General features: G+C 66.7%; 11 protein-coding genes. 4 read left to right on the top strand and 7 right to left on the bottom strand.

Annotated features, from left to right (window positions below; all coding sequences use genetic code 11):
• Positions 1-127: 127 nt before the first annotated feature.
• From ROR02_RS04575 to ROR02_RS04565, 3 genes are all read right to left on the bottom strand, one after another.
• Complete coding sequence (locus ROR02_RS04575; RefSeq protein WP_170244961.1) at positions 128-1,753, bottom strand: glycosyltransferase family 39 protein; 1,626 nt, start codon at positions 1,751-1,753, stop codon at positions 128-130.
• Positions 1,754-1,815: 62 nt separating this feature from the next.
• Positions 1,816-2,271 (bottom strand): GtrA family protein, encoded by a 456-nt coding sequence (locus tag ROR02_RS04570; protein WP_147162834.1) that lies wholly within the window; start codon positions 2,269-2,271, stop codon positions 1,816-1,818.
• A complete protein-coding gene (locus ROR02_RS04565) occupies positions 2,268-3,263 on the bottom strand; it encodes a glycosyltransferase family 2 protein (RefSeq protein WP_147162833.1) in 996 nt (331 codons plus the stop codon). Before ROR02_RS04565 ends, ROR02_RS04570 begins: the two co-directional genes overlap by 4 nt.
• A gap of 202 nt (positions 3,264-3,465) precedes the next feature.
• Between ROR02_RS04565 and ROR02_RS04560 the strand changes: the two genes are divergently transcribed.
• The 4 genes from ROR02_RS04560 to ROR02_RS04545 all read left to right on the top strand — a co-directional run bounded on the left by ROR02_RS04560 (position 3,466) and on the right by ROR02_RS04545 (position 8,974).
• Positions 3,466-4,365 (top strand): ChbG/HpnK family deacetylase, encoded by a 900-nt coding sequence (locus ROR02_RS04560; protein WP_147162832.1) that lies wholly within the window; start codon positions 3,466-3,468, stop codon positions 4,363-4,365.
• 74 nt (positions 4,366-4,439) lie between these two features.
• Entirely contained in the window at positions 4,440-6,095 is a 1,656-nt protein-coding gene (locus ROR02_RS04555) for an AMP-binding protein (protein ID WP_147162831.1), read from the top strand.
• Positions 6,096-6,588: 493 nt separating this feature from the next.
• Positions 6,589-8,064: a sensor histidine kinase gene (locus ROR02_RS04550; protein WP_218032764.1), complete on the top strand. Its 1,476-nt coding sequence runs from the start codon at positions 6,589-6,591 to the stop codon at positions 8,062-8,064.
• Positions 8,065-8,191: 127 nt separating this feature from the next.
• On the top strand, positions 8,192-8,974 hold the full coding sequence (locus tag ROR02_RS04545; RefSeq protein WP_147162849.1) for an undecaprenyl-diphosphate phosphatase: 783 nt from the start codon (positions 8,192-8,194) through the stop codon (positions 8,972-8,974).
• Between the two features lie 148 nt (positions 8,975-9,122).
• Here the strand turns inward: ROR02_RS04545 and ROR02_RS04540 are convergent, their stop codons facing one another.
• The 4 genes from ROR02_RS04540 to ROR02_RS04525 all read right to left on the bottom strand — a co-directional run bounded on the left by ROR02_RS04540 (position 9,123) and on the right by ROR02_RS04525 (position 14,559).
• On the bottom strand, positions 9,123-9,632 hold the full coding sequence (locus ROR02_RS04540; RefSeq protein WP_147162829.1) for a DUF2141 domain-containing protein: 510 nt from the start codon (positions 9,630-9,632) through the stop codon (positions 9,123-9,125).
• Positions 9,602-10,645: a M23 family metallopeptidase gene (locus ROR02_RS04535; protein WP_147162828.1), complete on the bottom strand. Its 1,044-nt coding sequence runs from the start codon at positions 10,643-10,645 to the stop codon at positions 9,602-9,604. Before ROR02_RS04535 ends, ROR02_RS04540 begins: the two co-directional genes overlap by 31 nt.
• Positions 10,646-10,666: 21 nt before the next feature.
• Positions 10,667-12,448 carry an EAL domain-containing protein gene (locus tag ROR02_RS04530; RefSeq protein WP_147162827.1) on the bottom strand — a complete coding sequence of 594 codons (1,782 nt, stop codon included), beginning with the start codon at positions 12,446-12,448 and terminating at the stop codon, positions 10,667-10,669.
• A gap of 479 nt (positions 12,449-12,927) precedes the next feature.
• Complete coding sequence (locus ROR02_RS04525) at positions 12,928-14,559, bottom strand: acyl-CoA synthetase (protein WP_147162826.1); 1,632 nt, start codon at positions 14,557-14,559, stop codon at positions 12,928-12,930.
• Between the last annotated feature and the right edge of the window lie 68 nt (positions 14,560-14,627).

Raw genomic sequence — 14,627 nt, 5'->3', positions numbered from 1 at the left:
ACCCCCCTTGAGGGAGGGCGGCGTGCGGGCCGGATGTCCGCTGGCACGGCGGAAAGCTCCGGCGCGGCGATCATAACAACACCGCCCCGCCACCTTCGAGCCGTAATCGTGCCATATTATGACAAATTCAGGGGTGCTCCGGCGAAAGGGGCCGGGAAACCGTGTCGGCCAGGGGCGGAAAGGCCCGCTGGTCGATGACCCACGACAAGGGCACGCCCTGGCGCTCCACCCGCGCCCATTCCCGCGTCGGGTCGGCGGGGGCCGGGCAATAGAACTGGGCGGTGCCCAGGGCGAACTCGGCCTCTTCCTCGTTGTCCACCGAAAGCAGGAACGAAGGAAAGTAGGCGTCGGCGGCCGTGGAGTCGCCGCACACCCACACCTTCCACGCCCGCCCCGGGGGGGGCATCAGATCGCGGGCCTTCAGGGCCTCGACGAAGCGGGCGGTCAGTTCCTTGAACGAGGTATCCCAATAGTCCATTTCATAGCGCTCGTAGGCGCCGGGCAGCCCCCCGGTCAGCAGGTTGTATGAAACGTACTGGTAGGGGTGGAGGACGACCAGACGGTTGACGGACAAGGCCACGCCCACGGCAAGGGTTGCGATCCCCAGCCCCCGGCGCCAGGGCCCGGGATCGCGCACGGCCCGTTCAAGGGCCAGCCCGCCGGCCACGGCCAGGGGCGGCAGCAGAAACAAGAAGTGACGCATGCCGTTGTACATCACGGGGCGGTCGAGCACGGCGAAGGCCAGGGGTTCCAGGACCGCGAGCGCCACCAGCGCGCCCTGGGCGCCCCGCGTGGCGAGCAGGATCCGGGGGCGGGTGACAACGGTCCACGCGCCCCAGAGACCGGCGGCCACGGCGGTCAGCAGCAGGATTTCGGGCAGCCGCACCGCCAGCATGGTGGGCAGGTACAGGCGGGGCAGGTCGGTGGTTTCCACCAGGGCGCCGTTGAAGGTGATCAGGGCATCGAAGGGAAAGCGCGAAAAAACCGTGAGCCCCTCGATCAGGTTGCCCCAGTCCTGCGCGACCCAGGGCCACAAGATCACGGTGACCAGCACCAGGGGCGGCAGGGCCAGGAGCAGGCGCCCGGTTCCCTGGGCGGTGTCGGCCCAGCCGAGGCGGCCGGGGCGGCTCCGCAGGTGGCCCGCGACCCGCAGCAGCCAGGCCCCGGCCAGCACCGGACCCAGGATCAAGGCGCCGATGCGCGTGCCCAGCATGAGGCCCAGCGCCATCCCCAACCCCAGAACCAGGGCCGCCGACGGACGCGGCCAGCGGTCTTGCACCGCCGCCAGGGCCCACAGGACCAGGGCGGCGGCGGTGGCAAGGGGGATGTCCTTGGGGTTGATGAACATGTGGCCGAACCACGAGGGCGTGACGGCCAGCAAGATCAGGGCAAACAACCCCGCCCACGGGCCGCCGATGCGCCGGCCCAGGCGCCACGTCGCGGCCAGCCCGACCACGCCCACCACGCCCCCCAGGGCATGGCGCACGCTGTAGGGGGGCGCGGTGGGAAACAGGCGGTCGAGCAGGGCGGCCACCATGTCGAAGCCGCCACCGTAGAAGGCCAGGTTGAGGTATCCGAAGGCGCTTTTGTCGTGGAAGCCGGATTCGTAGTAGCGCAGCAGCAAGCGCCCGTAGGCGCTTTGCACGGGCTCGTCGTAGGACAGGCCATAGTCACCCGCGCACAGGAAAACGACGAGCAGCAGGCTTGCCAGTGTTCCCCAGGCCAGGGCATCGGGCAGGGGCGGACCGCCCAAGGCTCCGCGCCCCCGGACCTTTGCATCAAAGGGCCGGGGGGCGACACGTCCACGAGGCAAGCTCATCCGGCCGCCCTGGCAACGAACAGGCGCCGCGAGGCCCCGTAGTTCCACACAAAGCCGGCCCCGATGGCGCACGCCTTGGCGGCCAGGACCGGCATCACGGGCGCGAGGGCAACCAGAACCACGGTGCTCACCACCAGCCCGCCCAGGTTGGCGAGCGCGAACAAGGCGCCCTGGCGCAGCGAGGGGGCGAACGCGGGGTGCCCCGGGCGGCGGAAGGTCCACGCCCCGTTCAGCAGGTAGCTGTTGATCACCGCGACCAGGAAGCCGGCGGTGTTGGCGAGGGGCAGGGGCCAGCCGGCCAGCCAGTGCAAGGCGGCGAACACCCCGGTGTCGATGCCCGAGTTGATCAGGCCGACCGAGGCGAAACGGGTCATTTCCAGAACAGACCGTCCGCGTTCACGCCAGCTCCGGGGAGGGCGCGCGGGGGAGGGCGGCGGCAGAAGGCGGGTCATGGGGTGTATCCGGGCGTGGGACGGGAGTCGGGGGCGGCGTGATCGGGCGGCGCGTCGGGGAAGCCATGTTCCTCGGCAACAAGATACAAGGGACGTTGTTTCACCTCGGTAAAGACGCGCCCCAAATATTCGCCGATGATGCCCAGGCCGATCAGCTGCACGCCGGCAAAAAAGGTGATGGCAATGATCAAGGACGGAAAACCGGGCAGGTCAACCCCGTACACCAAGGTCCGGACAAAGAAATGCGCGGCGTACAACAGGGCGCCCAACGAGACCAGGGTACCGACATAAGTCCAGATACGCAAGGGGAGTGTGCTAAAGGCTGTAATGGCATCGACGGCAAAACGCCACAACGCGCCCAGGCGCCACCCCGACCGCCCGCCGGCCCGCTCGCCCACGTCGAAGGGCACGGCGATGCTGCGAAAGCCGATCCAGGCGTACAGGCCCTTGGTGAAGCGGGTGCGTTCGGCCAGGGCGTTGAGGGCATCGACCGCGCGCCGGTCCATGAGGCGGAAATCCCCGGCTCCGGGAGGCAGGGGGGTTTGCGACAAGGCGCCGAACAGGCGGTAGAACATCCGCGCCGCCCAGCGTCGGATCCAGGTATCGGTGTCGCGGGTGCGGCGTTGCCCATACACCACCGGCCAGCCCTCGCGCCACAGGGAAACGAAGCGTTCAAGGAGTTCGGGCGGGTGCTGCAAGTCGGCGTCCATCAGGATCACCGCCTGGCCCGACGCGCGGCGCAGGCCGGCGGCGAGCGCCGCTTCCTTGCCGAAGTTGCGCGACAGGGCCAGCACCTTCACGCGCGGTTCATCCGCCTGAAGGGCCTTGAGGCGGGCCAGCGTGTCGTCCGTGCTGCCATCATCGACGCACACCATCTCGGCTTCCAGGCCGATGTGGTCGAGCACCGGTAGAAGCCGGGCCATCAGGGCGTCAAGAACCAAGGCTTCGTTGTGCATGGGCACAACAACCGACAAAGCCGCGTTGCGAGACATGGGAGAAGAACCCTCGGGGGGACTAAAGGACCGTTCTTCCTACCTTGTGGCCAGCGGGGCGACAAGCTAAATGCGAAGGCGGCCCCTGGCTCCCCAAACACCGGTGGGGCCGGCCCGCACGGGGTGAGTCCGTTCCGTGTCTTGCGGGAAAACGGTGCCACAATCCCGAAAAGCGGGATCATTAGGCCGGAAGGAGGGGGAAATGTCTACCCTTGATCGTATTGTCTTTGTGTATGCCGATGACTTCGGCCTGGCGGATGGGGTCAGCCGGGCCATCGTGGCCCTGATCGAGGCCGGCCGTTTAAGCGGGACCGGCTGCATGAGCGTGTTTCCCGACTGGGCGCCCCGGGCCCGCTGGCTGGATGGCCTGGAGGACCGGGCCGACATCGGCCTGCATCTGACCTTGACCGACCATCCTCCCCTGACCGGTGTTTCGGCCCTGGCGCCCCGGGGGTGCTTGCCGCCCCTGAAGCGGCTTTTGCGCCTGTCCCTGGCCGGACGGCTGGACCAGGCGGCGCTGCGAGCCGAGATCCGCGCCCAGGTGGACGCCTTTGTCCAGGCCCGGGGCCAGTGGCCGGCGTTCGTGGACGGGCACCACCATGCGCATGTGCTGCCCGGGGTGCGCGAGGCGGTACTGGCGGAACTGGCCGCCCCGCTGGCCGCCGGAACCCTGGCGGTGCGCGATTGCTGGGAGCCCCCGGCGCGGGTGGTGGCCCGGGGGGTGGCGGTACCCCGGGCCCTGGTCCTGAGCGCCCTGGCGTGGGGGATGCACCGGCGGCTGGGGGCCCTGGGAGTCCGGCGCAACGAGGGCTTTTCGGGGGTGCACGCCTTCGCGCCCGGCGCCCCGTACCGGCCCTTGTTCCAGCGTTTCTTGAGAGTGGGCGGCCCCCGGGCCCTGATCGGCTGTCATCCGGGCTGGGTGGACGACACGTTGAGTGCCCGCGATCGGGTGGTCGACTCGCGTCCCGGCGAATACACCTATCTGGCCAGCCCCGCTTTCCTGGAAGACCTGGCGGACATCAACGCACGGTTGGGTCGTTTGTCCCGGGACCCTTCTTTCGAGGCGAAACGTGTTGATCCTCCGCCACCCCTCTGGACATAGCGCTTGCGCCGCCCCACTTCTTGAATGATTTCTATTTGTTTAAAGCGCGTGGGTGCGGACCGGAGGATGGGGGCATGATGGGCGCGGGGATCGCCGAGAGCGACGCGGACGGACTGCGTGGCTTTGCCTTGTCCATTCCCTTTCATTTCAACATCGGCGTCGATGTGTGCGACCGGCACGCCGCCAACCCGGCGCGGGCCAACATGCCCGCGCTGATTGTCGAGGATGCGCGGGGCCAGGTTCAGACCATCACCTTCGCCCGCCTGAAGAGCGGATCCGACCGCATGGCCAACGTGCTGCGCGGGCTGGGCATCGAAAGCGGCGACCGGGTGGCGGTGTATCTTTCGCAACGCCTGGAAACGGCGCTGGCGTTGATTGCGATCCTCAAGCTCGGGGCGGTGGCCGTTCCCCTGTTTCCGCTGTTCAATGGTGACGGCCTGGGCGGGCGCCTGACCGATTCGGGGGCCGAAGTGGTGGTGACCGACGCCGAGGGCGCCGTCCGGGTCATGGACCTGGATCTTCCGACGCGCCCGACCGTGGTGTCGGTGGACCCGGATCCCCCGGCGGGCGTGCGCAATCTCGACGATCTCATGGGGCGGGGCAGCGGATACTTCCGGTCGGTGGAAACCATGGCCGAGGATCCGGCCCTTTTGCTTTATACCTCGGGCACCACCGGCACCCCGCGCGGAGCCCTTCTCGCGCACCGGGCGCTGCCCGCCCACTGGCCCGGGTTCGGCATGGCGTTTCCCTCGCCGTTCCTCGCCGACGAACTGTTCTGGACCCCGGCGGATTGGGCCTGGGTCGGCGGATTGCTGAGCGTCTTGTTCCCGGCCCTGTCGCGGGGGCTGCCGGTCCTGGGCTGCCGGGGACCCCGCTTCGACCCCGAGGAGACCTTGGCCATGATGAGCCGGCACCGGGTGCGCAGCGCCTTTTTCCCGCCCACCGCGCTTCGTCTGCTGCGCCAGCTGCCCGTGGCCCAGGTGCGGGCCAGCAGCCCCTTGCGGGCGGTGGTGGCGGGGGGCGAGCCCCTGGGCGGGGCCCTTCTGGACTGGGGGCGCGAGGCCCTGGGCCTGACCATCAACGAGGTGTACGGGCAAACCGAGGCCAACCTGGTCATCGGCAACGGCTTTCCATGCCATCCGGTGCGCCCGGGGTCGATGGGGCGGGTGATTCCCGGTCACCGGGTGGAAATCGTCGACGACGAAGGGCGGGTTCTGGCCCCCGGGGAGCTGGGCGAGATTGCCGTGGCCCGCTCCGATCCTTCCATGTTCCTGGGCTATTGGAACAATCCCGAGGCGACGGCGGAAAAATTCCGGGGCGAATGGATGCTGACCGGTGATACCGGGCGCAAGGACTCTGATGGATCGTTCTGGTTCCTGGGGCGCGAGGACGATGTGATCATTTCGGCCGGCTACCGCATCGGTCCGGGCGAGGTCGAGGACGTGCTGATGCGCCATCCCGGCGTGGATCAGGTGGCCGTGGTCGGCATTCCCGACCCCGAGCGCACGGAAATCGTCAAGGCGTTCGTGGTGCCGCGTGACCGGGGCCTGCTGGACAACGGAACGGCCAGCGGCGTCCTGGCCCAGGATCTGCAACAGTTTGCCCGCCAGCGTTATGGGGCCCATGCCTATCCCCGCCAGGTTGCTTTTTTAGGCGAACTGCCGGTTTCGGCCACCGGCAAGATCCGGCGGCGCGATCTGCGTCACCTTGATCCGGGCCAGGATCTTTGAGTGGTCCTTGCCGTGCGCGGGAAGTGCTCCCTTCCTTTTTTCGCCATGAAGGGCGCTGGTCGCGCTCGCTCGCCTTGGAACGGGAGTGGGGGTGTATCGCGTATCGCGCGAGATGCGGGACGGGCGATATACATCTAAAGTTCATGGTGACGGGAAGGGGTAAACCTCGTATTTATAGAATCGGAATATGGTCGAAAGATTGTATCCGCGGCAACGAAGGCGTGAAGGCCCGTTGCCCCGGGGCATCAGGGGGCGCATCGGAATCAGAAAGCCTCCGCCCTGAAGGCTACGATTGATCCGCCTGGGATCCCGCCCCTTCGGGTGGCGTGCCACGTCCCAGGGCGGGAGCGAGGTCGCCATGGTCGTTTCCTTCCTTGTCCCGGAATTTCCTGGAAGCCAGGCGGAAAGGCCTGCCCCCGCCGCCTTGGAAGGCGGGCCCGCTTTTGGGGGCTCCGGGCCGGGCGCATCGATTTTCGGAGCATGGGCGATACCGATGTCTGATCCCCTCCTTGACCAGCCATTCGTGGGGATCGGCTTCGTCGAGGCGATGACCGGACGCTGGACAACGCTCACCCCGGGGTTATGCACCCTGCTGGGCGTGCCCGCCCGGGATCTGGAAGAAGGGGTTTGGCCCTATCCTTTCGAGGAAGAGGTGTCCCTGGCCTTGCTGCGCGATCTGGCCGGGCGCCAGGCCCGTGCCTCCACCCCCCTTGTTCACGAATGGACGGCGCGCTCGGCGAGCGGCGAGCGGCTGATCGTGCAGGCCCATGTGTCCTGGGCCATGGGGCCGGGGGCCGTCCTTCCCCTGGTGCGGGTGGTGCTGCGCGACGTGACCGGGGAACGGCGGGCGCAAAACGCCCTGCACGAGAGCGAGAACCGGTTCGCCACGCTGGCCAACAACGCCTCCGTCCTGGTGTGGATGGCGGGCACGGACAAACTTTGTTTCTATTTCAACCAGGTCTGGCTGGCGTTCACGGGGCGGACCCACGAACAGGAATACGGCAACGGCTGGACCGAGGGGGTTCATCCCGATGATTTCGAGCAATGCCTTGCCACCTACGTGACGGCCTTTGACCGGCACGAGGAATTCACCATGGAATACCGGCTGCGCCATGCCAGTGGGGAATATCGCTGGCTGCTGGACCATGGCGTTCCCACCTACGACGCCCGGGGAACGTTCCTGGGCTACATCGGGTCGTGCCTGGATATTTCCGAAAAAAAGAAAAACGAAACCGACATCCTGGAAGCAAACCAGAAACTTCTGAGCCTGACCGACTCCCTGAGGAAGGCGAACGAGGACCTGGAACGCTTCGCCTACGTGGCCTCGCACGACTTGCGCGAACCCTTGCGCATGATCAGCTGCTATCTGTCGCTGATCGAAAGGCGCCTTGGGTCCGCGATGACCGGGGAACTGGCCGAGTTTTTTGGGTTCGCGGTCGATGGCGCCCGGCGCATGGACCGGATGGTGCTTGATCTCCTGGCCTACTCGCGGGTGGGCCGGCGCGGCGAGGACCGCATGCCCGTGCCCCTGGGGGAGGTGGTGCAAGAAGGCCTGCTCAATCTCAAGGTCGCGGTGGCCGAGGCCGGCGCGGTGGTCGAGGTTGCCGCTCCCCTGCCGGTCGTGCGGGGCCATCGTTCCGAGCTGGCGCGCCTGTTCCAGAACCTTCTGGAAAACGCGATCAAATACCGTGCCTTGGATCGTCCCTGCCGGATCGAGGTGGGCGGACGCGAGGACGCCTGCGAGAACATGGTGTGGGTCAAGGACAACGGTCCCGGGATCGAGCCCGCCTATCATGCGCGGGTGTTCGAGCTGTTCCAGCGCCTGGTGCCGCGCGAGGCCTGCGAGGGCACGGGACTCGGGTTGGCCCTGTGCAAGAAAATCGTGGAGTCGCACGGCGGAAGGGTATGGATCGAGTCCCAGGCCGGCCAGGGCTGCGCGTTTTGGATGGCTTTCCCCAAGCCCTCCTAAACCCGCAAGGGAAGAGCGGTTGCTTCCGGGAGCCAGACCAAAGTCTCCGTTTGCGTCCAGGGCGGGGGGCGGGCATCATCGCCCCTTCCCATTTCCGCCGGAGGGTTTTCCCTTGGACGCCGTTCTCATGGCCGCCTTCTTGGGCTTGGTCGAAGGCCTGACCGAATTCCTGCCCGTTTCCTCCACCGGCCACCTGGTGCTTCTGGGCGATCTGCTGCACTTCAAGGGGCCGCCGGGCAAGGCGTTCGAGATCGTCATCCAGCTGGGTGCCATTCTGGCGGTGTGCGTCGTGTACTGGCGCCGTTTGTGGACGGCCGCCGTGGGGCTGCGCCACGACTGGCGCCAGCGGGCCTTCGTGCGCAACATCCTGATTGCGTTCCTGCCCGCCGCGGTGATCGGCGCCGTGGCCTACAAGGGGATCCGCGCGCTTCTCGACAGCCCGCTGGTGATCGCCATCGCCCTGGTGGTGGGGGGCGTCGCGATCCTCGCGATCGAACGCCTGGTGCGGCACCCGCGTTTCGCCACGATCGAAGGCATTTCGCCCCGGCTGGCGCTGGGCATCGGCGTGATTCAGACGGTTGCCATGATTCCCGGGGTGTCGCGCTCGGGCGCCACCATCATGGGCGCCCTGCTCATGGGCGTGGAACGGCGCACCGCCGCCGAGTTCTCGTTCTTCCTGGCCATTCCCACCATGGTCGCGGCCACGGCCTATTCCCTGTACAAGAACCGCAACGACCTGAGCTTCGACGACACGACCTTGATCCTGGTCGGGTTCGTCATGGCGTTTCTCACCGCCTTGGTGGTGGTGAAGGCGGCCGTGGGCTTTATTTCGCGCCACGGCTTCACGCCGTTCGCCGTGTACCGGATCGTGGTCGGCAGCGCCATGATCGCCTTGCTGACCTTGCGCTAGAGTTTGTCAGGGAAAAGTGGGCACCGCTTTTCCCGAAAAGACAAACTCAGACAAAAGGATTCAGAGTCCGTTCGCTTCACCGTGAAACGGACGGACTCCAGACAAGGAGACCGGGCCCTGAGCAAGGCGGCTGGCGTGCTCGCGGCCGTCAGGGAGCGAGGGCGGTGTCCTTGGAGTCCGCGACCGGATAGCGCATGATGATGGTGAGCTGGGCGCCCTTGGCCGGCAGGGGGAACTGGCTTTTCTCCCAGGTCGGCGGAGCCGGCAGGCCCGTTTCCTGGCCAATGCCATAGCCTTCCGTGGGCAGCAGCCCGAGCAGGCGGTCCATGCGTCCGTTGTTGTTCTGGTCGTGGTGGGCCAGCACCGCCACCGGGCCAACCGGCAGGTCATGGAAAACCACCCGCACGGTGGGGGCGTCGGCGGGCACCGCCTTGCCAACGGTGACTCCCTCGGGGGTCGCGAAGCCCTTGGGGCCGGTGTAGACCGCGATCCGCAAGGGCCCCGGTCCGGGCTGGACGCCGGTGAGGATGACCGTCAGGTCGGCGCCCTGGGCGGCCCGTGCCAGGCCCAGGCCGGTCCCCAGGCAGATCCCCAGGGCGAGGGCCAGGGCGTGGGCGACGGTGCGCCCTACTCGACGACGCCGCGCGCTTCCTGCCACAGCACCACCCCCTTGCCCGGGCGTTCCACGGTAATCACTCCGGTGTACGTGCCCCGGGGCCAGGGGCCCTTGGTTCGTTTCTTGCCGGCCAATCCAAACCACTGCATCCATCCCTTATCGTCAAACGTGTAATCCGTGGTGACAAACGGGCTGCCGTCGGGGGCGGTGATGCTCACCGTCAACCGGTCGCCGCGTTCGATTGCCAGCAGATCCACGAACAGCACCAGAACCTGCGCGTCGGCGGCAACAATGCCGCTTTTGTAGCGCCCGGCCCGCACCCCGACCCGGTCGGGGGTGTCGCCCGCGAAGCCCGTATTGTACAGCAAGGGAGTAGGATAAGCCAGGAGACCGTCCACGTTGCCTTGCCACAGGGGATGGGCGGCGACATGGCAGCCGTTGGCGGCGGGGGCGCCGGTGAACGGATCGATGATTGCGTCGCCGTGCCGGACCTCGAAATGGACATGGGGATGCTCCGTTTGTCCGGACAATCCCACCAGCCCCAGCACCGTTCCGGCCTCGACCGGTTCGCCCGGATGCACGCGGATGCTGTTCTTGCGCAGGTGGCAGTATTGCGTCACCCAGCCGTCCCCGTGTTCGATCACCACCCCGTTGCCGCATTCCTTGTCCTTGACCGAGGGAGCGCCGGGAGAACGAACATTGATGTCGTCCATGTCGGAGCGCATGCGGGCCACCACGCCGGGAGCGGCGGCCAGGACCGGCACCTCCTCGGTGGGAGCCAGGGCGCCCACGCCAAAGTCGGTGCCCTTGTGGCCGTCGTAGCTGCGGGTGCCACACTTGAAATCAGAGACCCCGGGGCTGGGGTCGGTGTCGGCGTAGGTGGTGATCCAGCAGGTTTTCCCCAAGGTGCAGGCGATCGGCAGGCCGAAGGGCTGGGGCGGCTGGTCGGAGGCTCCGGCCGGGGGCAGGGTCCCGAACGCCCCCAGGATCAGCAACACGGCGAGCCGGGCCAAGAAGAGCCAGGACAGGCCACGGGCACGGGCAAAGGCTGGCAACGGAGGTCTCCCGGGAAGGCCTCAGGCGCGCGGTGGGGTCGCCGAGGGCAGGGCAGGGGCGTTTGAAGTCACCGTGACGCGTCGGCGCGGTGGTTTCAAGAACAGATCCTCGTGCGGGAGGGGGGAAAAGTCCTTGATGTTGAGGGACGGCCGGCCAAACAGGAAACCTTGCACGTAATCGCAGCCACAATCGCGCACGAAATGGAGACTTTCGGGGCTGTCGATCATCTCGGCGATGGTGCTGACCCCCAAGCGCCGGCACAGTTCGGTGAGCGCGCTCAGGAAGGCCTTGCCCTTGGCCACCTTCATGGCGTTGCGCACGGCGCTGCCATCGATCTTGACCACGTCCACTTCCAGGGCGCTCAGGTACTGAAAACTGGCCGCGCCGGCCCCGAAATCGTCCAGGCACACACGGTAGTGCAGGCCGCGCAACACCTGGATGAACTGATTCGCGGCATCCAGGTCGGTCATGCGCGCGGATTCGGTGATTTCGAACATCAGGCGTCCGCGCGTCCACGGATTGTTCTCCAGCAACGCCAGCAATCCATCGACGTAGCGGGAAATCCCGATCGAATAGCCCGAGATGTTGACGGCAAGCTGGTAGGCGTCGGAATTGCGTGGCTTCGATCCCAGCCATTCCAGTGCCTTGTGCGCCATGGCCAGGTCGAACTCATGGATCAGGCCGGTTTCCTCGGCAAACGTGATGGCGCGAAACGGCGAGGCGTCGGGCTGGGTGGCCTCGAAGCGGCACAGGGCCTCGTAATGGTGAATGTTGCCGGTGGTCGCGCTGAGGATGGGTTGCACCGCGATGTGAAACCGCCGGTCGGCGACGAGGCGGCGAAAATCGGTGACCTCGCTTGCCGCCTGCGCAACCAGCTTCAGCAAGGTGGTCGGCAAGGTGCGCAAGGAAAGAGCGCCGGTGCTGGTGCGCTGCATCTGGTTCATGGCGTACAGCAGGCCCCGGGCCAGATCCTCCTCGCGGACCTCCCCGCTTCCGTGCAGATCCAGGGCGGCGGTTTCCACCTCCACCCCTTCGCCGCTGGGATCATGCCCCCGGGCCAGGGCCTCCAGGCGTGCCTCCAGCGCGCCGACGTCGAGCGAGGCATCATGCAGCAGGCCGTAGCGTCCCTCGGCGACCAGGGCCGCGGAGTCGGCATCCAGGGCGGCGGTGCGCAGGCTTTCTCCCAAGGCGCCCAGCAAGGTCGAGGCGCGCGATTCATCCAGACGCCCTTGCAGGTCCTCGAACCCTTTCAGGTTGACCAGGGTTACCCCCACGTCGCGGCCGGCCTCGCGCGCCGCCTTGACCCGTCGTCCGGCGGTTTCGCTGAAGGCCTCGGCCGACAAAAGACCCGTCCGCTGGTCCCGGCTGGCCCGGTCGTGGGCCCGGTCGGGGGAGTGGGCCCGCAGGCGCAACGCCACGTAACAATGCCCATCCAGGGTATACGCCGACAGATCCATGGGCAGCGGCAGGCCCTGCTGCCGGCTCAGGCGCACAATGGCCCCTTCCAGGCGCCCGCGTCCGTGCGTCTGCTTCAGGTAGCCCAGGGCCTTGGGACCGTCCTCCGGCGTGATCAAGGAAAGGAAATGCTCCCCAACCAGGCTGGGAGGCGTTCGTCCCGTGAACGCCGAAAAGGCCCCGGCGGCGAACTGGATGACACCGGCTTCGTCGAGGTGCAACAGGAGATCGGCCCAGCAGAAGGCAAGAGCGGCGAAGCGATCGCGGTCGCTGCGGGGCGCGACACTTGCCGAGGAAGGAACGCTCGGTGCGGGGGGACTCCCTGCGTGCGCTGTTGCCGAAACCATGCCGGTTTTTGTCCTTGTTGCCGCGGTTTCACTTTTCCTCCCAACCTGGCTTCAGGAGGGAGACGAATCGCCCTTCACGAAAGGGATCCTCGGGGTGTTTCCGGCCGCTGTATCCAGGAAGGTGAAGAGATTCTTGTTTTTTGAAACCAGGGTGGCTTCCCATCAAGCGCATTGACCCGTGGGGGGGGAAGCCCTTTCCCGCGTGGGCGTTCTGGTCGGCACTTCGAAAGGGGGCCCGACCCATGGGGCACCGGGAAAGCCAGGATGGAAGGACCCTGGAACGAGGAAGCCGGGCCCGGATCCCGGCGACAGGTCCCGCACGTTTGGGGGATGCGCCGCATGGCCCGAAAAATTCTTTCCCTCTTTCGGGCGGTGCGGGAAAGCGCGTGGCTTTGAAATACCTGGGCCAGCGTGCTTTCCCGCTTGTTTTTCACGGTTCACTGCCCCGAAAAGCGGTTCTCGCCTTTCGGGGCCTGCCCTCAAAGGGCGTTTTCACGAGCCTGACGGCGCAAAATAAACTTCTGAATTTTGCCCGTCGAGGTCTTTGGCAGGGGACCAAAAACGATTTCCCGGGGGCACTTGTAATGGGCGAGGCCTTCCCGGCAAAAGGCGATCAGCTCCTTTTCGGTTACCGTGGCCCCGTCGCGCAACTCCACATAGGCGAGGGGCGTTTCCCCCCATTTTTCATCGGGGCGCGCCACCACCGCCGCCGCCACCACATCGGGATGCCTGTGAAGGGCTCCCTCGACTTCGATCGACGAGATGTTCTCGCCTCCCGAGATGATGATGTCCTTCGAGCGATCCTTTAGTTGAATATACCCGTCGGGATGAACAACACCAAGATCTCCCGTATGGAACCATCCTCCCCGGAAAGCCTCCTCGGTCGCGGCCGGGTTCTTCAGGTAGCCCTTCATGGTGATGTTGCCCCGGAAGAAAACCTCGCCCAAGGTCTCGCCATCGGCGGGCACTGGTTCCATGGTCTCGGGATCTCCCACCATCAGCCCATCTTGCACGACATAGCGCACTCCCTGGCGGGCCTTCAAGCGGGCTTGTTCATCGATGGGCAGGGCGTTCCATTCCTCCTTCCAGAAACACACGGTCGAGGGGCCATAGGTCTCGGTCAGGCCATACACATGCGATACCTGGAAGCCCTCGCGCTGCATGCGTTCAAGCACCACCGCCGGCGGCGGCGCGGCGGCCGTCATCACGTGCACGGTATGGGAGAACTCGCGGCGCTCGGCGGGGCCCGCGTTGATCAGGAAGCCCAGCACGATCGGCGCCCCGCAGAAGTGGGTCACCTTTTCGTCGGCGATCGCCTGGAAAATCCCCGCCGCCGAGACCCGGCGCAGGCACACGTTGGTGCCCATGTTGGCGGCCATGGTCCACGGGAAGCACCAGCCGTTGCAGTGGAACATGGGCAGCGTCCACAGGTATCGCGCCCCCGACGGCATGCCCCAGGTGATGATGTTCGACAAGGCATTGAGGGTGGCCCCCCGGTGGTGATACACCACGCCCTTCGGGTTGCCGGTGGTGCCCGAGGTGTAGTTGAGCGCGATGGCGTCCCACTCGTCGGCCGGGCCCTGCCAGGCAAAGGCGGGATCCCCCCCGGCCAGCAGGGTTTCGTAATCGGTTTCGCCCAGGCGTTCGCCCGGGCCGGTGTATTCCGAATCCACGATGTCGATCACCCGGACCGGATGATCGAGCAACGGCAAGGCCGCCTTGATGGTGGGGGCGAATTCGGTGTCGGTGAGAAGGATCCGGGCCTCGCCGTGGTTCAGGATGAAGGCGATTTCCTCGGCGTTCAGGCGAATGTTCAGCGCGTTAAGCACCGCCCCGGCCATCGGGACCCCGAAGTGGGCTTCGTACAGCTCCGGCGTGTTGGCGCCCATGACCGCGACCGTTTCGCCCTCCTCGATTCCCAGGTTCCTGAGGGCCGAGGCCAGGCGCAAGGCCCGCTCCCGGGTTTGCGACCACGTGTATCGGCGCGCGCCATGCACGATCGACGGCCGGTCGGGACAGGTCTGGGCCGCCCGGTCCAGGAAGCCGAGCGGCGAAAGGGGCACGTAATTGGCGGGAGTGCGGTCTAGTCCGGTCCGGTAGGGTGATGCCATCGGCGTGAGTCTCCCCTGTTGTGGGAACTGGTTATCGCTGTGTCATGCAACTGCCCAGCTTACATGAA

This window comes from Pararhodospirillum oryzae (assembly GCF_007992075.1).
GTDB lineage: Bacteria > Pseudomonadota > Alphaproteobacteria > Rhodospirillales > Rhodospirillaceae > Pararhodospirillum > Pararhodospirillum oryzae.
This window is presented reverse-complemented; position numbering and strand designations above follow the sequence as displayed.